This window comes from Macrococcus lamae, from assembly GCF_004359545.1.
GTDB lineage: Bacteria > Bacillota > Bacilli > Staphylococcales > Staphylococcaceae > Macrococcus > Macrococcus lamae.
Genome location: NZ_SCWB01000007.1, coordinates 34481 through 56366, shown reverse-complemented (window position 1 = coordinate 56366; position 21886 = coordinate 34481). Strand labels below are relative to the sequence as shown.

The window sequence follows — 21886 nt, the reverse complement described above, 5'->3', positions numbered from 1 at the left end:
AAAACAGTGAAGGTGGATGACTTATGAATCATGAAACTTTTATGAAGCTTGCGATTGAAGAAGCACGCAAGGCAGGTGACATGGCGGAAGTGCCAATTGGAGCAGTGGTTGTTCATCACGGCGAAGTCATCGGACGGGGTCATAATCTGCGGGAGACCGGACAGAATCCAACGTATCATGCAGAGATGATGGCGATCAGTGAAGCCAGCAGACATCTGGGTTCGTGGCGGCTCGAAGATTGTGTGTTGTACGCTACGCTTGAGCCGTGCGTTATGTGTTCGGGTGCGATTGTTATGAGCCGAATCCCTGTTGTTGTGTACGGTGCGCATGATCCAAAAGGTGGATGCAGCGGCAGTCTGATGAATCTTTTGGACGAACCACGTTTCAATCACCAGGCGACTGTTATCAGTGGTATATGTCACGATGAATGTAGTATGCTGTTAACGACGTTCTTCAGAGAACTTAGACAAAAAAAGTTACTCGAGAAGAATCATAAGAACGACTCTATTTAAGGGTAATGAATAAGTATAAACTTACAGGAGATGAGCAGATGATTAAACTGATAGCCATTGATATGGACGGAACATTGTTGAATTCAGCACATGAAATATCTGAGGAAAATATTGCAGCCATTAAAGCTGCTCAAGAGAACGGTGTGACAGTAGCGATTGCGACTGGACGTGCATTTTACGAGGCTAATGGACCGGTCAAGTCGACTGGACTCGTCGTCCCATATATTTGTCTGAACGGTGCGGAAGTACGTGACGAAGCATTCAACATCCTGCATACATCAAGCTTGAACGATGAGCAGATTGAAAATATTACTGGCATCCTGAGTAAATATGATGTCTTTTACCAGGTCTATACGAATGCAGGGATTTATACGGAAGATGTGGATAAGGATCTGCAGATTTATATTGATATTGCAGTTAAGGCAGGTAACGTTCCAGATGTCGAAAAAATTAAGGCAGGCATTCAGAAACGTATCGATCAAGGGTCGCTTAAACAAGTCGACAACTACGAGGACATATACGAGCATGACGGCGAACTGGTGCTTAAGTTTCTGGCATACTCGGCAGATCTCGATAAAATTGACGCCGCTAAAGCAGAACTGCAAGCTTACGAGAGCCTCGCTATCTCAGCATCATCGCGCGGTAATATTGAAATCACACATAATGATGCGCAAAAAGGCATTGCGCTTGAAGCCATTGCTGAACAACTGAACGTAACGATGGATGAAACGATGACGCTCGGCGATAATTTAAATGACATCTCTATGCTCGAGCGTGCGCATTATTCCGTCGCTATGGGAAATGGTGCGCCGGAAACAAAGGCTGCCGCAAAAGACGTGACAGCTACCAACCAAGAGAGTGGCGTCGGCAAAGCCATCTTCAAATATCTGCAGGAAGTCAATGGCGTTACGCGATAACATTGGGGGACGAGAATGCTGTTAAAACAAGCTGATTATCCATTGAAGTTGGCCTATTATGATGCGATGAACGGAAGATATAGTTTATCTGATCAGCAGGACAGGGATTACAGTACAAGTCGCTACGGCTACAGCGGGGAACAGCAGTTTGTTAAGATGACTGCCGGATACAGTCATGCTGTTAAGCTGTGGGATATTACATTGTCATTTAAAAGCAGTGCGCAGTATGATGTTCTGGTGATTCATCAGCGCAAAATATGTCATTATGATATTAAAAATTTCAAAGGGAATTATTATTTTAAAGATAGCCAGCTATTCTCGCATTACGATAACATCATTACGAATCCTGAACTTCAGCTTGATAAGGCACATCATCTGTTAAATGAAGTCGCGGCGCGGCATGGTTATGAAGTGGAAAGCTATATCGTCAATATCAATACAGATTTTCATCTGAAAGGCATCTATAATGAGAAGAAGTGGCTATTCCGAGGTCAGTTGCTTCATCATCTGAAACGTTATCAGTCTTTTAATAGAAATTATGAGGATAATATTGAGATGGGCAAGTACTTAATGAATAATCATCAACCATTTATTCATTTAAACCAGCCGATTATGACGGATTTTAGTCTGATGCAGCCCGGCGTAAAATGTCAGCAGTGTATGGCGATGTTGAATTTAAGTGAACGCAGTCATAAGAAAGTCAGCTGTCCGACATGCGGGAAAGTCTACTGGTTGAACGAAGTAGTTACATCAAGTGTTAAAGAGCTATATTATTTAAAGAACAAACCGATTACTTTGTCAGAAACATTAAAATGGTGTGACGGAGTATCACGAGCTACTGTGTCAAGAATACTAAATCAGCACTTTAAAAAAGATGGTCATACAAAAGGTGCGAAATACTATTTATGATAGAGAGCGATAATTGACTCAAATGAACTCGCGGTTTGATGCAATTAACGATAATTGACTCAAATGAAGTCGTGGTTTGATGCAATTCCTTGAACAGACACAACAATGCCCGCTCCCTATATCAGGAAGCGGGCTATTTTTAATTTTCGATGGTTTGAATCACTTTCGCAGGCACTCCGGCGACGACGACGTTGTCTGGAACGTCTTTTGTAACGACGGCACCACTTGCGATGACGACATTATCGCCGATAGTGACGCCAGGATTGATGACGGCACGGCCGCCGATCCAGCAGTTATGTCCGATCTTGACGGGTTTTGCATATTCAACACCGCTGTTTCGTGCAGCTGCCTGAACGGGATGTGTCGCTGTATAGATATGCACGCCTGGCGCAATCATGCAGTTGTCGCCGATATCAACTCGGGCAACATCCAGTATCGTCAAGTCATAATTTGCATAGAAGTTCTCACCGACATGAATATTGTAACCGTAATCGACTTTAAAATTGCTTTCAATCCAAATAGCGTCGCCGCTTGATCCAAGTATTTCTTTAATGCGTTTTGTGCGTTCTTCTTTAAGATTTTCGGGTGTAGCATTATAGCTTCTCGTTGCAAGTTTTGCCTGGATACGGTCTCCGGCGAGCACTGGATCCTGTGGATTATATAGTTCGCCTGCAAGCATCTTTTCTTTTTCAGTCATGATGATCTCCTATTTTGTATAGTGTAAGCGTGCAAATGCATCGTGCTGATGAATGGATTCCTCATTGCGGCATTCAATCTCAAAGCCAGTGACAAATGGCAGTTCTACTAAATCTGCTGCAATTAACCGCAGTAAGTCTTCTACAAAACGTGGATTCTCATAAGCACGTTCTGTTACTGCTTTTTCATCTGTCCGCTTCAAAATCGGATAAAGCATGCTTGATGCGTTTGCTTCCATCGCATCAAGAAGCTGTTCCTTGAAGTCATCAGGTACAGCTTCTGTCAACATGGCTTTAACTGTAACGATACCACGCTGATTATGCGCAGAGTATTCACTGATTTCTTTGGAACAAGGGCAGAGTGTAGTGACAGCAGCTTGAATCGTCACTGTCTGCTCAGTCACTGTCTCATCTTCAACTGTCTGAGAAAGCGTCACATCGGCATGACCGACTGCTTTTAAGTTCGTCACTGGGCTGAAGCGATCGAAGAACCAGACCGCAGAGACATCGACCGAAGCACTCCGTTGTTTCATAGTGGTCTGAAGCGTGATGAGTACTGTTTTCAATGTATCAAAATCAAGCGGCAGTCCTTTATCATAATGTGCTTCCACAGATTCGAGGATGCGGCTCATATTGATGCCTTTTTCGTCTTGAGCTAGATGCGTCGATAAACTGAACGTTCCAGCTGTCTGATAATCCCCGATTCTAACTGGATACGTCAAATTTTTAATACCGACATGGTCAATTTCAAACAAAAAGTCTTTTTTTGAATTTTGAAGGTCAGTCATGAGCTCTTTTTCTGTCGGCTTTGTCCCTTTAATAGGATCAACCGAACCGAAATGTTTCCATCGACCTTCTCTTGTCGCTAAATTATTATCCATTTCTTATCTCCTAATCAATCACCTGATAGCTATAGAATCGTTCTATTTTAAACCACATATCACGCGCTGCTTCCGCCTGCTGTGTATCAGCAGCGAGCGACTCAAGCATCGGACCGGTCTGAGAAGCATGGGCCTCCAGCACCCGCTGCTTTCTCTCACCAAACCCGTCTATATCCACAACAACATCAGGTTCCCCTAAATCATCTGCTGTATCATTGCTGAATGCAACGAGATGCATTTTCGGACGATCTGCTTCAGCAAGGCGTCTCACTGCCTCAACTACAGCATCAGCCGTTGCCTCGTGATCGGGATGGACCGAGTAACCCGGGTAAAACGAAATGATAAGCGAAGGCTTAAGTTCGTCAATCAACGAACTGACCATATCCGCAAGGTCGCTTAACTTTTCAAATTCAAGCGTCTTATCGCGATAACCCATCTTACGTAAATCAGTTATACCGATTGCTTCTGCAGCTAGATCCAGTTCTTTCTCGCGAATATGAGGCAGTGATTCACGTGTAGCAAACGGTGGATTACCGAGATTACGTCCCATCTGACCGAGCGTCAGACAAGCATACGTAACAGGTACGCCGTTGTTTATGAACTTCGCGAGTGTCCCTGACACACCAAAAGCCTCATCATCAGGATGAGGAAATATAACTAATACTTGTGATTCTTCCATAATTACACCTCTTATAACGGAAACGGTGTTTTGCTGATTTCAAGTGCAGCAGCCAGCTGACCTTGGAAATTGTGTCCTGCCAGCAGGAATTCACCGTTTTCTGTGATTTCATAATGCGTTAAACCTTGAACATATATCCAGCCGCTATCAAGCTTCAAGCCGACACGGAACGGTTCTTTGCCGCCACCTGTAATCTTCGCCTGAATATAAGTGACCTGAATATTTCTTAAAAATGTGCCTGCATTGAATACTTGTGCATCGAAATGTGATGCATAGGCACCGTTCGTTGTTTCTACGTGCAGATAGACAGGCTGATGTGTAAATTCATCTAAATGCTGCTGCACGATTTCCTGGTTAATTAATTCCATCGTCAGGACTCCTTCAATTATTTATACCTTACTATTTTACTAGAAATTGATGAAAAATTATACCGTTTGAGCTTACGTTTAATTCTTTAAGACAAAACTACTAAAAAAATAAAGAAACACGGACATCTACTTAAGCAGGTTGAACTGCCGTGAATGTCCGTGTCGCTGTTACTGCTATAGATTTAGACTTCTGTTGTCTGCACGTCAATTTTTTCGACTTTGTTATAAGCACCATGCTGAACTGGTCCGACGAAGTCGTTCATTTTCCAGCCGTTTTTAATTGCTGAAGCGACAAAGGCTTTTGCATTGATGACTGCTTCGCGTGGTGTTAAGCCGTTTGCTAAGTTAGCTGTTACAGCTGCTGCGAACGTACAGCCTGCGCCGTGGTTATAAGATGACTGGAATTTATCGGTCGTCAACTGCGTAAATGTTTCACCGTCGTAGTATAGATCAACTGCTTCTGCGCCTTCCAATGCCTTGCCGCCTTTAATAACAACGTGCTTCGCGCCGCGGTCATAAATCACTTGAGCGGCTTTTTTCATATCTTCAACAGAAGTCAGTTTACCGAGTTCTGATAATTGTCCCGCTTCAAATAAGTTCGGTGTGACAACAGTTGCAATCGGCAGTAATTCTTTGATCATCGCATCAGTATTTCCCGGGTTAAGGACTTCATCGTCCCCTTTACACACCATGACCGGGTCGACAACGAAGTATTCGGCATTAGAATCTTTAAATGCCTGTGCCGCACGACCGATGATTTCTTCTGTACCGAGCATCCCTGTTTTGATGGCATCCGGCTGAATAGACAACGCTGTTTTCAGCTGTTTGTCCAGCAGTTCAATCGGCAGCGGTGTCACGTCGTGACTCCATGTTTCAGGATCCATTGTGACGACAGCAGTGAGCGCCACCATACCGTACGTATTATGTTCCTGAAAAGTTTTCAGGTCAGCCTGCATACCAGCTCCTGCACTCGTATCTGAACCTGCGATTGTTAATGTTTTCTTTAAAGCCATTTTGACATACCCCATTCTTCTGTATTTGTTAATATCATATCAGAAATAAGGGTATGACAAAATAAAATGCTTGAATAATATGATACAATTTATGACGAGGTGAATGAGATGAACTGGGAGACGATCTTTAAAGATATTAAAGAAAAGCATGATTTCACGAACATGGACGATTTTTTGGAGAAAGCCTATACAACAAAAACGATATATCCTGCCAGAAAAAATATATACAATGCCTTCAAATATACCCCGTTCGACCAAGTGAAAGTGGTCATTCTCGGCCAGGATCCTTATCACGGACCTGACCAGGCACATGGACTGGCATTTTCTGTGAAAAACGGCACGAAGTTTCCACCTTCACTCCGCAATATGTATAAGGAACTTGAAGCTGACACAGGCTGCACGCGCTCGACCGGCGAACTGACGGGCTGGGCCGAAGAAGGTGTACTGCTGTTGAACACCGTGATGACCGTTGAACATGGGGCGGCACATTCTCATAAAGGGATCGGCTGGGAGGCGTTTACAGACGAGGTCATTCAGGCAGTGAGTAACCATAAGGAACACGTTGTATTTATTTTATGGGGGAAACCCGCGCAGGCGAAACTGTCATTGATCGATGAGTCAAAGCATAAAGTGCTGAAGAGCGTTCATCCAAGTCCGCTCAGTGCATCGCGCGGCTTCTTCGGGTCAAAACCTTACAGTCAGACGAATCATTATCTCAAATCTCATGGTATCAAACCGATTGATTGGTGTAAGGAGGTTGTCATGGATGAATCAACAGCTGATTAAGCAGATTGAACAGGAACTGACGCTTGCAAAATCCGCCGTGTCTCAAGCAGCATTCGAAAAACATATGTACGCGATTCAGACACTGGCATCACTCATCACGTCAATGCCCGCTGCGTCATCTGAACCAGCACCGTCTTCTATCAATAGTGGTGACATCTCAGCGGCTGAGCTGAAGATGATGGGAGGCACTATTAAAGACAAAGCAGTAACAGACGACGGTCATGGAAATGGCGAGTCATTATTTGATTTTTAGGAGGAAACATAGAATATGAAAACATTTTTAATCATCGGTGCGATCAATGCACTGTTAGCAGTGGCTCTTGGAGCATTCGGGGCACATGGACTGGAGAACAAGCTCTCTGATAAGTACCTCGGCATATGGGAGAAGGCTGTACAGTACCAGATGTATCATGCGCTGGGACTGCTCGTCATCGGCGTATTGTCAGGTACAACTACTCTTAACTTAAACGTAGCAGGCTGGTTAATGACAGCAGGGATCATCTTCTTCAGCGGATCGCTTTATATACTCGCTGTCACACAGATTAAAGTGCTCGGTGCTATTACACCGATCGGCGGCGTGCTGTTTATCGCGGCATGGCTGTTATTGATTATTGCAGCATGGAAGTTATAATATTTTCTTTAATCCTCATACGTTTAGGGTAACCACTTCTTATAAGAGGTGAGGAATTTGAAGAATAACAGTGAAAAGCGACAGACACTTGATAAAAATTTATCAGAGAAATTTGTTTGGGCAATTGCTTACGGTTCCAGTATTGGGTGGGGGGCTTTTGTACTGCCAGGCGACTGGATAAAGTCAGCCGGACCAGTGGGCAGCTCGATAGGTCTATTGATCGGGGCGATATTGATGATTATCATCGCTATCAGTTACGGCGCGCTTGTCGAGAAGTTTCCGGTGTCTGGAGGTGCCTTTGCATTCGGCTATATGGGATTTGGTAAATATATTGCTTTTTTCTCAAGCTGGTTTCTAACATTCGGTTACATTTGTATTGTCGCACTCAATGCCTCAGCATTCAGCCTGCTGTTTAAATTTCTATTTCCCGGGTTGATGGAACAGGGCAGACTTTATACGATAGCAGGCTGAGATGTCTATGCGACAGAAGTGGTGTTATCTTCATTGATTTTATTGATATTCGGCTGGATCAGTATTAAAGGGTCTAGTTTCTCAGGGAACATCCAGTATATGTGCTGTGTCGTACTTGCAGTTGTCGTTGCTCTTATGTTCGCTGCTTCGTTTTTTACACCAACGTTTTCATTCACCAATGTGAAACCTGCCTTTAATCAAGAGCTTGGCGTTTTTCAGTCTATACTGATCATTCTCGCCGTTGCGCCATGGGCATACGTTGGTTTCGATAATATTCCTCAGACAGCAGAAGAATTCAGTTTTTCACCGAAAAAATCTTTTAAACTGATAGTTTTCAGTCTGCTTGCCGGCGCAGCAACTTATATTGCCATGGTGCTGGTGACCGGCTGGGTCTTTAAAGATGAGTTTAAACTGGACGGTCAATTATTTGTCACAGGATCTGTCATTGAAGCTGCGTTCGGCTGGATAGGTGTTACTGTGCTGGCAACAGCGATTTTAATGGGTATATTTACTGGTCTTAACGGCTTTTTGATGAGTTCAAGCAGACTGCTCTTTTCTATGGGACGCTCAGGCGTTATGCCACATGCATTTAAGGAACTGCATTATAAATATAATACACCTTACAAAGCTATCATCTTTATTGTCGGTCTTGCACTGATATCACCATGGCTTGGTCGCACAGCCCTCATATGGATTGTTGATATGTCGTCAACAGGTGTATCTATCGCTTATTTAGTGACCTGCTTAAGTGCGTTCAAGCTGTTCAGTTATCGTAAGAGACATCAATATTATCATCCGTTTTACAAGACATCTGCCCTTATCGGGGCGGTTATCAGTTTAATATTTCTTATACTGCTATTATTTCCCGGGTCGCCAGCGTCTTTATCGATAGAGAGCTACATTGCGCTGTTTGCCTGGTTGATACTCGGCATTATATTCTTTTTTGTTCGTTACAAAAAGCTTAAAAATATGAAGACATCAGAACTTGACCATCTTATTCTTAATCAGAAGGAATAAAAAAAGTTCGGCAGCTGCCGAACTTTTTTTATTTGTTATAACGGTTTGAATTTGAACGTTTGTTCAATTGACGTTGAATAATAGGTAATAAAATAGGGCTTAATTTGATTAGTAAACGAATAAATCTGCTCATAGTTAATATCCTCTTTTCGATGTATTTATTTAAGAATATAGCCGAAATTAAAGTTACTTAAACATTACGCTGCTTATTTTTAAGCATGAAGTAGAATGGTATACCGACCAGCACAATGATAATGGAATACAAGGCTCCTAGAAAATCACTCTGCAGCGTACTGATGATAATGAACAGTCCACCGAGAATCGCGACAAGCGGTACAATAGGATAAAGTGGTACAGAGTAGCTTCTTGCAGTGCCTTTAGTGCGTTTTCGCAGCAGGAATAGACCAATGAACGCCATAATATAGAAGACATATATAATAAAAATACAAATTTCCGATAAATAGTCTGCGTTGACGACAGATGGGATTAGCAGCGTCAGCAGCACCAGCAATAAGCCAAGTATATAGACGATAACTAAAGCACCAACCGGCGTCTTAGTCTTAGGGTTGATATAGCTGATCGGCCCTGATAATGGCAGGAGCTTATCATCAGCCATCGCAAAGGGCACACGCGGGAATGTCATAATCTTACCGTTCAGACAGCCAAATATCGAAATGATGACACCGATATTGACAAATTTAGACCCTAAATCCCCAAACAGTACTTTAGCAGCTTCAGCAGAGCTTGTGTTGCCGAGACCGACCAATGTTTCAGCAGGAATGACATGAAACACGGCGATATTGATGAACACATAGGCAAGTGTCACAACAGACAGACCGACGAGCATCGCAAGCGGCAAGTTGCGCTTGGCGTTTTTCATTTCACCGGTTAAGTTCGTCAGCATGATCCAGCCGTCGTAAGCAAACAATGTCGCAAGTACAGCGCGGCCGAAGTTAATCTGGTCTTTCTGGACAATCAAGTTCGAGACATCCTGATTGAAAATAGGTGCTTTACCCCAGAGGAGACCAAACACAATAATAGCGAAGACAGGAATCAATTTCGCGATTGTTGTGATATTCTGCATCGCTCCGCCAAGCGAGGTACCGACGATGTTGAGCAGTACGAGGAATGTCAATGCAGCGATACCAATCCATACACCGGTGGATTGATTCAAGTTAAAAAAGTTAGAAATAAGAATACCGAAAAATAAAGTCAGTGATGCAATAATAGCAGGACCGTAAATAACGGTCTGCACCCATCCAGTCAGAAATCCCCAGAAGCTGCCGTAAATATCACGGATATAGGCGTACAATCCGCCGGTCTTCGGAATCTGTGCGCCGACTTCAGCAATTGTCAGACCTGCCGCAAGTGTCAGAATACCTCCGACCACCCATGCCCATATCGCCATGTTGCTTGAACCAGCATGATTCAGCACGACTGAAGGTTTAACAAAAACTCCTGAACCGATAATCGTTCCGATCACAATCGTAATAGCAGTCCAGAAACCGATTGTCTGCTGTAACTTTTTCTCCATAACTGTTCTCCTTTAATACATTTAATGGTTCAAATATACCATGAAGCATCGTTTTGGAATATCATTTTTTTATTATAATATTCTGACGATTAATGGTTCATTATAGGAAAAGCAAAATGCATAAGTAACGTATATTTTTTTCTGAAACCGCTTGATTTCTATGTCATTTTTCCTTATGATGAATGAGAATGATTATCATTCGCGAAGGAGTTTGTCATGAAGTTACGTTATTTTGTTATAATCCTGTTGATTCTGTCAATCATTTCTATTTTCATAGGAGTGGTCAATGTGACACCGGGAAGTTTGATGAAGTTATCAGAGAACGATAAAAACATCCTGCTGAACAGTCGTATTCCACGAACAGTCTCCATTATTCTAGCAGGAGTCGCTTTAAGTGTAGCAGGTCTATTGATGCAGCAGTTGACACGCAATAAATTCGTATCACCGACGACTGCGGGAACGATGGATTTCGCGAAACTCGGTATTCTCATTGCGATGATTTTCTTTACCGAAGCTCATATTCTCATTAAATTGTCGTTTGCCATCATCAGCGCAATCATCGGCACGATGGTTTTCATGGGTATTGTCCGACGTATTAAATATAAGGATGCTATCTTTATTCCGCTGGTCGGTCTGATGCTCGGCAATATCGTTTCCAGTTTTGCAACGTTTATGGCACTCAGATTCAATGCTATGCAGAGCATCGGCAATTTTTTTGTCGGTGATTTCTCAATGATAACGACAGGACGCTACGAAATTTTGATCATTATTATTCCGATGGTCATTGTGATTTATTTCTTTGCCCATCACTTTACGATAGTAGGGATGGGAGAGTCGTTCAGCCGCAACCTTGGTATTTCATACGATAAGATCATGAATCTCGGCATCGTCATCGCAGCCATTGTTTCGGCGACTGTAGTTGTGACAATCGGTGTACTGCCGTTTCTCGGGCTTATTGTTCCGAATATCGTCAACTTATTCGTCGGAGATCATCTGCAGAAGACACTGCCTTTTACAGCGCTGTTCGGTGCCATACTGGTCATGATCGCCGATATATTCAGCCGTCTGATTATCTTCCCTTATGAAATACCGATCGGTCTGACGCTTGGAATATTGGGAAGTGTCATATTCATGGTATTGCTGCTGCTGAGGAGAGGGAACTATGCAGAAAAAATATAATCAAATATGGCTGTTGTCTCTCGTTCTTCTCGGATTAATCGGTTTATTCATCGTCATCCAGCTGAACTTTAATGTGCTGGCTTATGTCCTGCCGTCACGGTTGAAAAAAATAGCAGCTATTCTGCTTGTCGGTGCTGCTATCGGCGTGTCGTCACTCATCTTTCAGACACTTACTGAAAACAACTTGTTGACCCCGTCAGTCATCGGACTGGACGCCGTTTATTTATTTATTCAGACAATCATCATCTTTTTGTTCGGAACATTCAGTACGGTACTGTTTAATACATACGTGAATTTTTTTATTTCAGTCGTGCTGATGATTTTGTTTACACTCGGCCTGTTCAAACTGGTATTCAAAAAAAATGTGTCTGTCTACTTCATTCTGCTCTTCGGTATGGTCATGGGAACTTGTTTTCAAAGCCTTTCAAGTTTCATGCATATGGTGATGAATCCGGATGACTTTCTGATGCTGCAGGACCGAATGTTTGCAAGCTTCAATACAGTGAATACTTCACTGCTCGGTATATGTGCAGTCGTCATCCTGGTGATGCTCTACATCATTTACAGGAAGAGTCATGAACTGGATGTCCTTAGTCTCGGCAAAATCCATGCGACGAACCTCGGTATCGATATCGACCGGCTGACAGGTTCGATGCTTTTAATCGTCGCAGTGCTCGTCAGTGTCTCGACAGCTCTTGTCGGACCGATTACATTTCTCGGTATCATTGTCTGTAATGTCACTTATCAGTTTATGAAGACTTTTGAACACCGTCTGCTTATTCCGGCGATCATCTGTATATCAGCTATTACACTGTTAGTCGGTCAGATGCTCACGCAATATTTATTTGATGGCAATACTGAAATTACCATCATGATCAACTTTGCCGGCGGTCTATATTTCATCTATCTGCTATTCAAGGAGGGTGCTCATGATTAATATAGAAAAACTATCAGTCAATATCGGCAGGAAAGCTATTTTGAATAATGTGTCTACGCATATTAAAGAAGGTGCTATCACTGCTATCATCGGACCGAATGGTGCCGGTAAAAGTACGCTGCTGAATGCCGCGACCCGCCTCATCGATTCGGATTCCGGCACAGTATACCTGGATAATGAGAATATCACTGAAATGAAAAGTGATGCAGTCGCTAAAAAGTTAGCTGTACTGAAGCAGAGCAACCATACGAATCTGAAAATCACTGTGCGCGAGCTTGTGAGCTTCGGCAGATTCCCGTATTCCAAAGGGCGGTTGTCAAAAGCAGATCATGCACTAGTCGATGAAGCACTGGAATATATGGCACTTACTGATATGCAGGACCGATATCTGGATGAGCTGTCAGGCGGTCAACGTCAGCGAGCTTACATTTCTATGACGCTCGCACAAGATACGGACTATATCTTTTTGGATGAGCCGCTGAATAATCTGGATATGAAACATTCTGTACAGATGATGCAGCTGCTGCGAAAGCTTGTTCGCGAAAAACAGAAGACAATCGTCATCGTCATCCATGATATCAACTTTGCTTCATGTTACGCTGACCATATCATAGCGCTGAAAGAAGGCGAAGTGCTGCTTGACGGCAGAAAAGATGATGTGATTACAACAGAAGCGCTGAAAGCGGTCTATGATATGGACATTAATATCGAATGCATATTCGGTCAGCAAATTTGCGTCTATTTCGATGACGCGAAAACAGTCGACGAATTCATTGAAGAAGTACAGCTTGTATAATAAAAACAATTGAGTTAAAAACTTTGTTCATCGTGCAATCAATCCAGAAAAAATCAAACCATCATAAAGGAGAAGAAAATGAAGAGATTATCATTAGTATTACTGACTTTAGTAGTTATCCTGACGCTTGCAGCATGCGGCGGTCAATCAGCAGAGAAAGACAAAACGTCAACAGAAGGCGCGTCAACAGAGACAGTGAAGATTAAATCATCGTATCAGGTGATGGGTGAGAAAGAAGACGGCAGTGACGCTAAAGAAGTGACTGAAACAGTAGAAGTGCCGAAAAACACTAAAAAAGTGGCTGTATTTGATTACGGTACATTATCAACGCTGCAGGAGTTCGGTGTAGAGGACAGTGTCGTCGGTCTGCCTAAAGGAGAAGGGAATCGTTCATTACCTGAGTTTCTTGCAGGGTTCAAAGAAGACAAATATACAAACTTAGGAACATTAAAGGAAGCTAACTTTGAGAAACTCGCTGAGACAAATCCTGATGTAATCATTATTTCCGCTCGTCAAGCCTCAAGTAAAGTGCTGGATGAAATGAAGAAAGCAGCACCAAATGCTAAAATCCTTTATATGGGAACAGATGCAGAAGATTATATCGGCAGCGTAAAAGAGAACACCGCAAATCTCGGTAAAATCTTTGATAAAGAAAATCAGGCAGAAGAACTCGTTAAAGCGCTGGATGATAAAATCGTAGAAGTAAAAAAACTGACAGCAGCTTCAGATAAGAAAGGATTATTCGTCCTTGCGAATGAAGGAGAATTATCTGTATTCGGTAAAGGTGGACGATTCGGCTTTATCCATGATGTATTAGGTGTTAAAGAAGCGGATGCTGATATCAAAGCAGAAGGTCATGGTCAGGTCATTAATTTTGAATATTTGAATGATAAAAACCCTGATATTATTTTTGCGATGGATAGAGGAGTCGCAGTAGGTGGTAAGTCATCAAGCAAGCAGGCGTTGACTAATGATGTCATTAAAGATGTCAATGCAGTTAAAGAAGATAACATAGTTGAGCTTGATCCATATCTCTGGTATTTCTCAGGTGGCGGCGTGAAGACAACAGTGCAGCAGATTGAGGAAATAGAGAAAGGCTACAAATAATCACTTACCAGATATATTATCCTATAACTTAAACAATAAAGAGTCCCGGAACTGGAATGTTCCGGGACTCTTTAATAGTTATACTTCAAACAGCTCAGAGAGCGTATCTGTCGATAGAATATGTCCGACAAAGAACTCTCCAAATTCTGCATAACGTGCTGATACTTCATCAAAGCGCATTTCATAGATCAGTTTTTTGAACTGCAGGACGTCATCCGCAAATAGTGTCACACCCCACTCGTGGTCGTCAAAGCCGACAGATCCTGTGATGAACTGTTTGACTTTACCGGCATAGCTGCGGCCGATCATACCGTGCGAACGCATCATACCTTTACGGCTGTCCATGTCAAGCATATACCAGTTGTCTTCCGGTGTCCGGCGTTTGTCCATCGGGTAGAAACAGACATACTCTGAACGCGGCACTTCAGGGTAAAGCCGTGCTCTGACATGCGGATTTTGATAAGGATCTTCGTTTGATTCACCCGCTAAGTAGTTGCTGAGCTCAATGACCGACACATAGGAATACGTCGGAATCAAATAATCAGTGATAGCCAGTTTATTGAATTCGTTTTCCAGAGCATTCAAGTCTTTCATTTCAGGACGTAGTAACCAGAGCATTAAGTCTGCTTTTTGACCTGTAATATTATAAAGTGCATATGATCCTTCTTTCGCGGCGTGGTTGTCATCCAGCTTCGCGATAAATGATTTAAGCTCAGTGATCATTGCTTCCCGGTCCGCCTGGTCAAGCACTTTCAAACTCGTGAAATCTACTGTATAGAATAAGTGCAGGCTGTACCAGCCGTCCAGTGTAATTGCTGCTTCGTTCATTGCGTCATCTCTCCTTACGATTTGTCCTCTATAATATACCATAATCCACTGAAAATTCCGCATTCATACTTTTACAAATTGATGACGTGAAAAAAGACGTGAAATGTCATATAATGAATAAGGAATTAAGACAAGAGAAGCATTGGAGGCTATTATGGCTAATTTACTGGATGTATTAAAAGATAAGCTGCAAGGCAGAAATATAAAAATCGTTTTGCCGGAAGGGAACGATGAGCGCGTCCTTCAGGCGGCGGTTGAACTGAACAAAAGTGATTTCGTATCACCGATTGTATTAGGTGACACTGAAGAAGTCACAGCACTTGCTGACAAATTAAGTGTTTCTATCGAAGGGATTGAACTGATCAATCCCGCAACAAGCGATTTACGAGAAGAGTTGATTGCTGCATTTGTTGAGCGTCGTAAAGGTAAAGCGACAGAGGAGCAAGCTGAACAGATGTTAAATGACTCTAACTACTTCGGCACGATGCTCGTGTATACAGGGAAAGCAGCAGGACTTGTATCCGGGGCAGCACATTCTACAGCTGATACAGTACGTCCGGCACTGCAGATCATCAAGACGAAACCAGGCGTTGCGAAAACTTCAGGTGTGTTCTTCATGATCCGAGGCGACGAACAGTATGTCATGGGTGACTGTGCCATCAATCCGACACTGGAAGCGACTGACTTAGCTGAAATTGCTATTGAGAGCGCGAAGACTGCGAAGGCGTTCGGCATGGAACCAAAAGTAGCGATGCTGAGCTTCTCTACTAAAGGCTCTGCAAAAACTGATGAGACAGAAAAAGTTGTTGAAGCGACGCGATTAGCTAACGAGAAACTATCTCAAGAAAAAGCTCTTGAAGGAACGATCATCGATGGTGAGTTCCAGTTTGATGCAGCATTCGTTCCTTCTGTCGCAGCTAAAAAAGCACCTGACTCTCCGATTCAGGGCGATGCGAATGTCTTCGTCTTCCCGAGTCTTGAAGCTGGCAACATCGGCTACAAGATTGCTCAGCGTTTAGGTGGGTTTGACGCTGTCGGACCTATTCTGCAAGGCTTGAATTCACCTGTCAACGACCTATCACGCGGCTGTTCTACAGAAGATGTTGTTTCATTATCAATCATCACAGCAGCTCAGACCCTTTAATGAATTTATTTCATGATAAGTGGCAATATGTTGACCACACTTCAGGACTGCAGCCGATGCAGTCCTTCAGTTTTGATGACACGTTCTGTCACTTGACCGGCATGCTCGGCTGGAAGAGTGTCATCAGAACATGGGTGCACCAGCATGTCGTCATACTCGGTATTCATGATTCACGTCTTCCGCATTTGAAAGAAGGCATCGACTATTTGAACGAGGCAGGATATGGTGCCATCGTCCGTAATTCCGGCGGACTCGGCGTTGTGCTGGATAGCGGTGTCCTCAATATTTCGCTAATCTTTAACGGTGGCAGCAGTTTTTCCATCGATGCGGGTTATGATTTAATGTACGAACTGATCAAAGAGATGTTCAGGGATTACGGCGTTGTGATTGAAGCAAAGGAAATTGAACATTCGTACTGCCCGGGGAGCTATGATCTAAGCATTAATAACCGTAAGTTTGCAGGCATCTCGCAGCGCCGTGTCCGCGGTGGCGTCGCTGTCCAGATTTATCTATGTGTTGAAGGAAACGGCAGTGCACGTGCTGAACTGATGCGCGAATTCTATAGTCATGCACTGCAAGGACAGCAGACGAAGTTTAACTACCCTGACATTCACCCGGAAGATATGGCAAGCTTGAGTGAGTCATTAGGGCTGGAACTGACGGTAGAAGACGTGTTATTTAAATTACTCGGCTCGATGCAATCGCTTGGTGCAAAGCTCCAGCAGCTGGAGATGACAGACGAGGTGTGGGCATTGTATAATGACTACTTCGACCGGATGATAGAACGCAATGATAAAATGGTTAAAAATATGAAGGATGTGAATAACAATGCGCAATAAATTTCAGATCTGTGACGACTGTCAGGCAGTCAATATCAGAACACTGCTGCCGAAGCTCGAGAAGATGGATCCAAATGCAGAAGTGGAAATCGCATGTCAATCCTACTGTGGCCCGGGACGAAAGAAAACATTCGCATTTGTTAACAACCGTCCATGTGCTGCACTCACTGAAGATGAACTGATGGAGAAAGTCGCTAAACGACTGGCACAAAAGCGTGATCCTGAAGAAGAAGCGAGACTTGCTGCACGTAACGAAGAGCGCAAACGCCGGCAGGAAGAGATTGATGCAAAACTTAAAGCGAAACGCATGAAATAATTGAGTGAACACACAGTCCTTGGTGGATTGTGTGTTTTTAATTTACATTGCTATACACTTCTTCATTGTAAATTTACATCAACTTCATATAGTGATGCTATATTTGAGTTGGATATAGACTATGAACACTATAAGGGGTGTCAATCTGACATGGAACGTGTGTTGATTACGGGTGCCCGGGCACCAATCTCGTATGCAGTTGTCCAGCAGCAAGCCGAACTTGGACGGCAAGTATTTTTGACGGATTCCACTAGAAAAGTCAGTATTAAGAACTCTAAGTTTATCGAAGAGTTCATCGTGACGACATCACCACGTTTTTCCACTGAGGAATACATTCGCGAAATCAATGACATAGTCAGGAAGCATCAGATTGATGTGATCATTCCGTTGAACGAAGAATCATTCTACCTGTCTCAATATAAGCATCAGCTCATCGTGCCGGTCTGGGTCGAAGACATAACTAAAATGCTGTCTGTTCATAATAAGTACAATTTCACACGGCTGATAGAATCGATGGGCTTTAAAGTTCCTGATACAGCATATGTTGCTGAGCAGGAAGAGCTGACTGCATTTATGATGCATTTCTCGGGTGATGAGTATATCGTCAAGCAGCCTTACGGACGTTTCGGGCAGTCGGTCCGTAAGTTGTCACGGATGGAACTGGAGAATGACAATTTCATTGAGTTTCCTTTTATGATTCAATCATTGATCAAAGGAACCGAGTGGTGCTCTTATTCGGTGGCTATCAATGGCAAAGCCTTATCGACATCGTTATATTTATCAAATGCTCATGAGAGCTATAACTGCTCGACTCATTTCCATTCTCAGAAGAACGAAGAGCTGCAGTCAATCATTGAATCGGTCATTCGTCAGCTGAACTGGTCTTATCAAATTGCTTTTGATGTCATCAGATGCCATACAACCGGTGATTATTATTTTATTGAATGTAATCCCCGTGCGACAAATGGTGCCTTGTTTATGAAAGCTGATGTGTGGGATCTGAATGTCTGCGAACCGAAATACGAGGCGCGTCAGCTGATATTTGTCTCGCTCTACAACTGGCTCATGCGTCCGAAAAAACATAATTTCGATAAGTTGAAATATGGCAAAGATGTGTTTTGGCATCCGAGTGAGAAGGTCATTTTCTTCGAACAGCTGATCAGCGGTGCCCAGTGGTGGATTTCTGCCCGGCAGCAGAAAGTTACAGTCAATAAGATTTCAACATATGATATTGAGTGGAATGAGGATATCGTGAATCTATAGAATGATTGAGGACAGCAGATGATTTATACTACATTGAACGATCTGGACACCGAGCAGCTGACAGATATTCCTGTGAACATTGATTATTTAAATTTCATGATGGGCGGTATCGATAGAGGGATCCGTAATGTCCATGCAGAAGTCAGCGTCATGGTTGTCAAGTGTCAGCTCGTTCCTATCAGCATTAAAGACGGCAGTCACGAGGACAGCTGGATTCATTCGTTTACTGCTCAGTATATTGATGAGATGATCGCTGAAGTTGACCGGATGTCTATGCAGCCAGGTATTAAACAGCCTGTATTCCTGCTGCTGAAGATAGGGAGAATGATACTGCGTCTTACGAAAGAGCAGACTGTTACGGTGTTTCCGTCCTTTATGTCGACGACGATGTACTGTGACAGTCAGTTTCAGCATATCGCAGCTATCACTGAAGAGCTGACCAAGAGATTCCCGGGTCATGCCATTGTATTCAGGACATTGAACGACATTCATCATCATGAGGAAATATCGAGATTTAAGTCAGCGGGTTATCATCCGCTTATTTCACGCGCTGTCTATTTGTTCGATTCAAAAGATTCTCATTCCAAAAATGAACGTAAAGACATCAGAAAAGACATCAAACGGTTGAAGAAAAGCGGTTATACAGTCACTGATAAGCTCACGGATAATGAATTCAGACAGCTGCTGCCGCTCTATGAACAGGTCTATCTTGAGAAATATTCTATACATAATCCGCATTACACTGCAGACTTTTTCAGATTTTTATATCACAACATGACGCTGAAATGGTTTATCGTAAAAGATGATGACCAGATCATCTCGTTTATGGCTGTGCAGCAAGTCGGCGATACACTGTTTCCGGCTTATTTTGGCATGGATCAGTCAGTCAAAGGATTATATTTCATGACGAGCGGACTATTATATCAGTATGCCATTGATAATCAACTGAAGATCAATAATAGTGCGGGCGCTAAAGATTATAAGCTTGCCCGCGGATCGCGACCCGCGCTTGAATATCATCTGATTTATACGAATCATTTAAGAGGCGTACAGAAGGCAGCTTACCAATTATTTGTTAAAATCGTGACACCATTTGGCGCTTTACTGTTAAAAAACTTGCAATTCAAGTAAATATATTTATTTTTCTGACAATAATGTTATAATGATGTACATATTATTTCAGGTGGTGATGACATGTCGATAGAGACAAGGCGAGCGGCGCTTCGAGACCTGCCGCGTATTGTTGAGATTTATAATACAACTGTAGCGAGTCGCCAAGTCACTGCCGATACCGAGCCTGTCACAGTAGAGAGTCGGACTGCCTGGTTTAACAACCACTCAGACAAACGTCCGATTTTTTTGTTTTTACAGGACGGAGAAACAATTGGCTGGCTGAGTTTCGAGACATTTTACGGCAGACCTGCATACGACAAAACGGTTGAAGTCAGTCTGTATCTTGATGAGCAGTTCAGAGGACAGGGTATCGGGCAGGAAGCTGTGATGAAGATGAAAGAAATAGCAGCGACACTCGATGTGACTACATTACTTGCCTTTGTCTTTTCACACAATAGCCGCGCGCTTCGACTTTTTAAGAACAATGGCTTCACAGAATATGGCAGGCTGCCTGATATTGCCGAGATGGACAGCGAACAGTATTCACTATCAATACTTGGATATAAATTGAATTAGGGGAGAAAGCAATGGTTAAAGTAAGAACAGCAGAACAGCATGACATACCCGCAATTAATAAGACAGCAACAATGGCATGGCATGATGCCTATCAGAATATTATGGCAGCAAACACAATCGCCCAGTTTTTAACAGCAGCATACAGCGAAGAACGTCTTGAGAAACGATTGAATGATTCGTTGTTCCTTGTCGCTGAAGAGCAGGATGAAGTCGTCGCATTCGCGAATTTCATCAATGGCCGTGAGTTATATTTAGCAGCGATTTACGTCATGCCCGGATTTCAGCGCAATAACATCGGAGCTGCGCTGCTGGAACAAGGCATCAATCATTTTGAAGACTATGACGAGTTATTTGTGGAAGTCGCGAGCGATAATCAGCGTGCGCGGAATTTCTACAAGAAACATGGCTTTGAACTCGTCAGAGAATATGAGGAAGAGATATTCGGAGAAACAGTAGTGACAGGACTGCTTAAAAAACAATTGAACAAGGAGTGATCGGCATGGCAGATATGACATGGGTCAATGAATTGTACAAAGCTTATGAGAACCGCACATTAGCAAACAGGGCAAATTTTCCGAAGCATCTTGATATGTCCAGTGCTTACGATATTCAAGATATGGTGCTGCAGCGTAAGGAAGAGACCGAAGCCCTTAAAGGCTATAAAGTGTCACTGACAAGCAGACAGACGCAGGATATGTTCATGAGCACATCGCCGTTATACGGAGCCATGTGCGACAGTGCAGTATTGACAGATACAGTGAACCGTAGTGATCTGAATGAACCGCTGCTTGAGCTTGAACTTGTGTTTATCGTTCAGGAAGAGCTGAAGCTGACCGATTCAGCAGAAGACATCATGCGTAAATGTCTCATTGCACCTGGGATAGAAGTGCCGGATTCGCGGTTTACCAACTGGTTCCCGAATCTTACAGTTGCTGAAATCATCGCAGACAGTGCCGTCAGTGGACGAGTGATTTATGGTGAAGGGAAGCCGCTGACCTATGATGATATTGCAAATATTAAAGGAGAATTATTTTTTAACGGCAAGCTGCTGGCAGAAGGGCGGTCGACAGAAGTATTGAATCATCCGGTAGAAGCGGTGCAGTGGCTCATTAAAGAAATTGCACACTACGGTCGGACACTGAAACCCGGAATGTTCGTCTCTTCCGGGACATTTATCCTGCCAAAACCGATGGAAGTCGGTAAGTACGAAGCACGTTATGAAACAGTCGGAAATGTTGTTCTCACCGTCAAGTGAGTGAGAGACTTCGTGAGTTTTGGTCCACATTTTGATTTGTGGCTCAATTTCGTGTGAGTTTTGGTCCGCATTTTGATTTGTGGTCCAATTTCGCCTAAGTTTTGGTCCATAAACCGTTCT

General features: G+C 43.1%; 25 protein-coding genes and 1 pseudogene. 19 read left to right on the top strand and 7 right to left on the bottom strand.

All coding sequences use genetic code 11. The annotated features are described in order from the left end of the window. Nucleotides 1-23: 23 nt before the first annotated feature. The 3 genes from tadA to ERX29_RS05235 are packed head-to-tail and all read left to right on the top strand — an operon-like array spanning nucleotide 24 to nucleotide 2338. Complete coding sequence (tadA, locus tag ERX29_RS05245) at nucleotides 24-512, top strand: tRNA adenosine(34) deaminase TadA (RefSeq protein WP_133443648.1); 489 nt, start codon at nucleotides 24-26, stop codon at nucleotides 510-512. Between the two features lie 38 nt (nucleotides 513-550). Next, nucleotides 551-1429, top strand: coding sequence for a Cof-type HAD-IIB family hydrolase (locus tag ERX29_RS05240; protein WP_133443647.1), 879 nt, complete (start codon nucleotides 551-553; stop codon nucleotides 1427-1429). A 15-nt stretch (nucleotides 1430-1444) separates the two neighbouring features. Then, nucleotides 1445-2338 carry a nuclease-related domain-containing protein gene (locus ERX29_RS05235; RefSeq protein WP_133443646.1) on the top strand — a complete coding sequence of 298 codons (894 nt, stop codon included), beginning with the start codon at nucleotides 1445-1447 and terminating at the stop codon, nucleotides 2336-2338. A 139-nt stretch (nucleotides 2339-2477) separates the two neighbouring features. On the opposite strand, the gene ERX29_RS05230 is transcribed toward ERX29_RS05235, so the two are convergent. The 5 genes from ERX29_RS05230 to thiD form a co-directional block, all read right to left on the bottom strand. Further along, a complete protein-coding gene (locus ERX29_RS05230) occupies nucleotides 2478-3038 on the bottom strand; it encodes a sugar O-acetyltransferase (protein WP_133443645.1) in 561 nt (186 codons plus the stop codon). A gap of 6 nt (nucleotides 3039-3044) precedes the next feature. Further along, nucleotides 3045-3914: a GTP cyclohydrolase FolE2 gene (gene folE2, locus ERX29_RS05225; protein ID WP_133443644.1), complete on the bottom strand. Its 870-nt coding sequence runs from the start codon at nucleotides 3912-3914 to the stop codon at nucleotides 3045-3047. Between the two features lie 10 nt (nucleotides 3915-3924). Continuing rightward, on the bottom strand, nucleotides 3925-4596 hold the full coding sequence (gene bshB2, locus ERX29_RS05220; protein ID WP_133443643.1) for a bacillithiol biosynthesis deacetylase BshB2: 672 nt from the start codon (nucleotides 4594-4596) through the stop codon (nucleotides 3925-3927). 8 nt (nucleotides 4597-4604) lie between these two features. Continuing rightward, nucleotides 4605-4961 carry a YojF family protein gene (locus ERX29_RS05215; RefSeq protein WP_133443642.1) on the bottom strand — a complete coding sequence of 119 codons (357 nt, stop codon included), beginning with the start codon at nucleotides 4959-4961 and terminating at the stop codon, nucleotides 4605-4607. Nucleotides 4962-5143: 182 nt separating this feature from the next. Beyond that, complete coding sequence (gene thiD, locus ERX29_RS05210) at nucleotides 5144-5974, bottom strand: bifunctional hydroxymethylpyrimidine kinase/phosphomethylpyrimidine kinase (protein WP_133443641.1); 831 nt, start codon at nucleotides 5972-5974, stop codon at nucleotides 5144-5146. A 108-nt stretch (nucleotides 5975-6082) separates the two neighbouring features. On the opposite strand from thiD, the gene ERX29_RS05205 reads away from it, so the two are divergent. The 4 genes and pseudogenes from ERX29_RS05205 to ERX29_RS05190 all read left to right on the top strand — a co-directional run bounded on the left by ERX29_RS05205 (nucleotide 6083) and on the right by ERX29_RS05190 (nucleotide 8879). Further along, entirely contained in the window at nucleotides 6083-6760 is a 678-nt protein-coding gene (locus ERX29_RS05205) for a uracil-DNA glycosylase (RefSeq protein WP_133443640.1), read from the top strand. Continuing rightward, on the top strand, nucleotides 6741-7013 hold the full coding sequence (locus tag ERX29_RS05200; protein WP_133443639.1) for a DUF5327 family protein: 273 nt from the start codon (nucleotides 6741-6743) through the stop codon (nucleotides 7011-7013). The genes ERX29_RS05205 and ERX29_RS05200 overlap by 20 nt, the downstream gene beginning before the upstream one ends. Nucleotides 7014-7028: 15 nt before the next feature. Further along, a complete protein-coding gene (locus tag ERX29_RS05195; RefSeq protein WP_133443638.1) occupies nucleotides 7029-7391 on the top strand; it encodes a DUF423 domain-containing protein in 363 nt (120 codons plus the stop codon). Nucleotides 7392-7439: 48 nt separating this feature from the next. Further along, nucleotides 7440-8879 (top strand): annotated as a pseudogene (locus ERX29_RS05190) (APC family permease). Between the two features lie 190 nt (nucleotides 8880-9069). Here the strand turns inward: ERX29_RS05190 and ERX29_RS05185 are convergent. Continuing rightward, nucleotides 9070-10413: an APC family permease gene (locus tag ERX29_RS05185; protein WP_133443637.1), complete on the bottom strand. Its 1344-nt coding sequence runs from the start codon at nucleotides 10411-10413 to the stop codon at nucleotides 9070-9072. 216 nt (nucleotides 10414-10629) lie between these two features. Here ERX29_RS05185 and ERX29_RS05180 point away from each other — a divergent pair, with 216 nt between their 5' ends. The 4 genes from ERX29_RS05180 to ERX29_RS05165 all read left to right on the top strand — a co-directional run bounded on the left by ERX29_RS05180 (nucleotide 10630) and on the right by ERX29_RS05165 (nucleotide 14432). Further along, entirely contained in the window at nucleotides 10630-11592 is a 963-nt protein-coding gene (locus tag ERX29_RS05180) for an ABC transporter permease (RefSeq protein WP_133443636.1), read from the top strand. After that, entirely contained in the window at nucleotides 11576-12529 is a 954-nt protein-coding gene (locus tag ERX29_RS05175; protein ID WP_133443635.1) for an iron chelate uptake ABC transporter family permease subunit, read from the top strand. The genes ERX29_RS05180 and ERX29_RS05175 overlap by 17 nt, the downstream gene beginning before the upstream one ends. Beyond that, a complete protein-coding gene (locus tag ERX29_RS05170; protein WP_133443634.1) occupies nucleotides 12522-13325 on the top strand; it encodes an iron ABC transporter ATP-binding protein in 804 nt (267 codons plus the stop codon). Before ERX29_RS05175 ends, ERX29_RS05170 begins: the two co-directional genes overlap by 8 nt. 78 nt (nucleotides 13326-13403) lie before the next feature. After that, nucleotides 13404-14432, top strand: coding sequence for a ferrated catecholamine ABC transporter substrate-binding lipoprotein SstD (locus tag ERX29_RS05165; protein WP_133443633.1), 1029 nt, complete (start codon nucleotides 13404-13406; stop codon nucleotides 14430-14432). A gap of 78 nt (nucleotides 14433-14510) precedes the next feature. Here ERX29_RS05165 and hemQ read toward each other — a convergent pair whose 3' ends face one another. Next, nucleotides 14511-15260, bottom strand: a complete 750-nt coding sequence (hemQ, locus tag ERX29_RS05160) for a hydrogen peroxide-dependent heme synthase (RefSeq protein WP_133443632.1) — start codon at nucleotides 15258-15260, stop codon at nucleotides 14511-14513. Between the two features lie 154 nt (nucleotides 15261-15414). Here hemQ and pta point away from each other — a divergent pair, with 154 nt between their 5' ends. From pta to ERX29_RS05120, 8 genes are all read left to right on the top strand, one after another. Further along, a complete protein-coding gene (gene pta, locus ERX29_RS05155; protein ID WP_133443631.1) occupies nucleotides 15415-16404 on the top strand; it encodes a phosphate acetyltransferase in 990 nt (329 codons plus the stop codon). Next, the gene (locus ERX29_RS05150) at nucleotides 16404-17243 is read left to right on the top strand and encodes a lipoate--protein ligase family protein (protein WP_207999167.1); all 840 of its coding nucleotides are present in this window, start codon (nucleotides 16404-16406) and stop codon (nucleotides 17241-17243) included. The genes pta and ERX29_RS05150 overlap by 1 nt, the downstream gene beginning before the upstream one ends. After that, a complete protein-coding gene (locus tag ERX29_RS05145; RefSeq protein ID WP_133443630.1) occupies nucleotides 17233-17559 on the top strand; it encodes a YuzB family protein in 327 nt (108 codons plus the stop codon). The genes ERX29_RS05150 and ERX29_RS05145 overlap by 11 nt, the downstream gene beginning before the upstream one ends. A 150-nt stretch (nucleotides 17560-17709) precedes the next feature. Further along, nucleotides 17710-18822 (top strand): ATP-grasp domain-containing protein, encoded by a 1113-nt coding sequence (locus ERX29_RS05140; RefSeq protein WP_133443629.1) that lies wholly within the window; start codon nucleotides 17710-17712, stop codon nucleotides 18820-18822. 18 nt (nucleotides 18823-18840) lie between these two features. After that, complete coding sequence (locus ERX29_RS05135; protein WP_133443628.1) at nucleotides 18841-19953, top strand: GNAT family N-acetyltransferase; 1113 nt, start codon at nucleotides 18841-18843, stop codon at nucleotides 19951-19953. A 63-nt stretch (nucleotides 19954-20016) separates the two neighbouring features. Next, nucleotides 20017-20511, top strand: a complete 495-nt coding sequence (locus ERX29_RS05130) for a GNAT family N-acetyltransferase (RefSeq protein WP_133443627.1) — start codon at nucleotides 20017-20019, stop codon at nucleotides 20509-20511. Nucleotides 20512-20522: 11 nt separating this feature from the next. Next, entirely contained in the window at nucleotides 20523-21005 is a 483-nt protein-coding gene (locus ERX29_RS05125; RefSeq protein ID WP_133443626.1) for a GNAT family N-acetyltransferase, read from the top strand. Nucleotides 21006-21010: 5 nt separating this feature from the next. Continuing rightward, nucleotides 21011-21766 carry a 2-keto-4-pentenoate hydratase gene (locus ERX29_RS05120; protein WP_133443625.1) on the top strand — a complete coding sequence of 252 codons (756 nt, stop codon included), beginning with the start codon at nucleotides 21011-21013 and terminating at the stop codon, nucleotides 21764-21766. Nucleotides 21767-21886: the final 120 nt, after the last annotated feature.

Excerpts from the sequence above, each read along its gene's own strand:
- tadA (WP_133443648.1), top strand. The coding sequence starts at position 24 with ATGAATCATGAAACTTTTATGAAGCTTGCGATTGAAGAAGCACGCAAG.
- ERX29_RS05135 (WP_133443628.1), top strand. The coding sequence starts at position 18,841 with ATGATTTATACTACATTGAACGATCTGGACACCGAGCAGCTGACAGAT.
- ERX29_RS05200 (WP_133443639.1), top strand. The coding sequence starts at position 6,741 with ATGAATCAACAGCTGATTAAGCAGATTGAACAGGAACTGACGCTTGCA.
- ERX29_RS05120 (WP_133443625.1), top strand. The coding sequence starts at position 21,011 with ATGGCAGATATGACATGGGTCAATGAATTGTACAAAGCTTATGAGAAC.
- ERX29_RS05170 (WP_133443634.1), top strand. The coding sequence starts at position 12,522 with ATGATTAATATAGAAAAACTATCAGTCAATATCGGCAGGAAAGCTATT.
- ERX29_RS05150 (WP_207999167.1), top strand. The coding sequence starts at position 16,404 with ATGAATTTATTTCATGATAAGTGGCAATATGTTGACCACACTTCAGGA.
- ERX29_RS05125 (WP_133443626.1), top strand. The coding sequence starts at position 20,523 with ATGGTTAAAGTAAGAACAGCAGAACAGCATGACATACCCGCAATTAAT.
- ERX29_RS05215 (WP_133443642.1), bottom strand. The coding sequence starts at position 4,961 with ATGGAATTAATTAACCAGGAAATCGTGCAGCAGCATTTAGATGAATTT.
- ERX29_RS05140 (WP_133443629.1), top strand. The coding sequence starts at position 17,710 with ATGGAACGTGTGTTGATTACGGGTGCCCGGGCACCAATCTCGTATGCA.
- ERX29_RS05130 (WP_133443627.1), top strand. The coding sequence starts at position 20,017 with ATGTCGATAGAGACAAGGCGAGCGGCGCTTCGAGACCTGCCGCGTATT.
- ERX29_RS05205 (WP_133443640.1), top strand. The coding sequence starts at position 6,083 with ATGAACTGGGAGACGATCTTTAAAGATATTAAAGAAAAGCATGATTTC.
- ERX29_RS05235 (WP_133443646.1), top strand. The coding sequence starts at position 1,445 with ATGCTGTTAAAACAAGCTGATTATCCATTGAAGTTGGCCTATTATGAT.
- ERX29_RS05180 (WP_133443636.1), top strand. The coding sequence starts at position 10,630 with ATGAAGTTACGTTATTTTGTTATAATCCTGTTGATTCTGTCAATCATT.
- ERX29_RS05240 (WP_133443647.1), top strand. The coding sequence starts at position 551 with ATGATTAAACTGATAGCCATTGATATGGACGGAACATTGTTGAATTCA.
- ERX29_RS05165 (WP_133443633.1), top strand. The coding sequence starts at position 13,404 with ATGAAGAGATTATCATTAGTATTACTGACTTTAGTAGTTATCCTGACG.
- hemQ (WP_133443632.1), bottom strand. The coding sequence starts at position 15,260 with ATGAACGAAGCAGCAATTACACTGGACGGCTGGTACAGCCTGCACTTA.
- ERX29_RS05175 (WP_133443635.1), top strand. The coding sequence starts at position 11,576 with ATGCAGAAAAAATATAATCAAATATGGCTGTTGTCTCTCGTTCTTCTC.
- folE2 (WP_133443644.1), bottom strand. The coding sequence starts at position 3,914 with ATGGATAATAATTTAGCGACAAGAGAAGGTCGATGGAAACATTTCGGT.
- pta (WP_133443631.1), top strand. The coding sequence starts at position 15,415 with ATGGCTAATTTACTGGATGTATTAAAAGATAAGCTGCAAGGCAGAAAT.
- ERX29_RS05145 (WP_133443630.1), top strand. The coding sequence starts at position 17,233 with ATGCGCAATAAATTTCAGATCTGTGACGACTGTCAGGCAGTCAATATC.
- ERX29_RS05185 (WP_133443637.1), bottom strand. The coding sequence starts at position 10,413 with ATGGAGAAAAAGTTACAGCAGACAATCGGTTTCTGGACTGCTATTACG.
- thiD (WP_133443641.1), bottom strand. The coding sequence starts at position 5,974 with ATGGCTTTAAAGAAAACATTAACAATCGCAGGTTCAGATACGAGTGCA.
- ERX29_RS05195 (WP_133443638.1), top strand. The coding sequence starts at position 7,029 with ATGAAAACATTTTTAATCATCGGTGCGATCAATGCACTGTTAGCAGTG.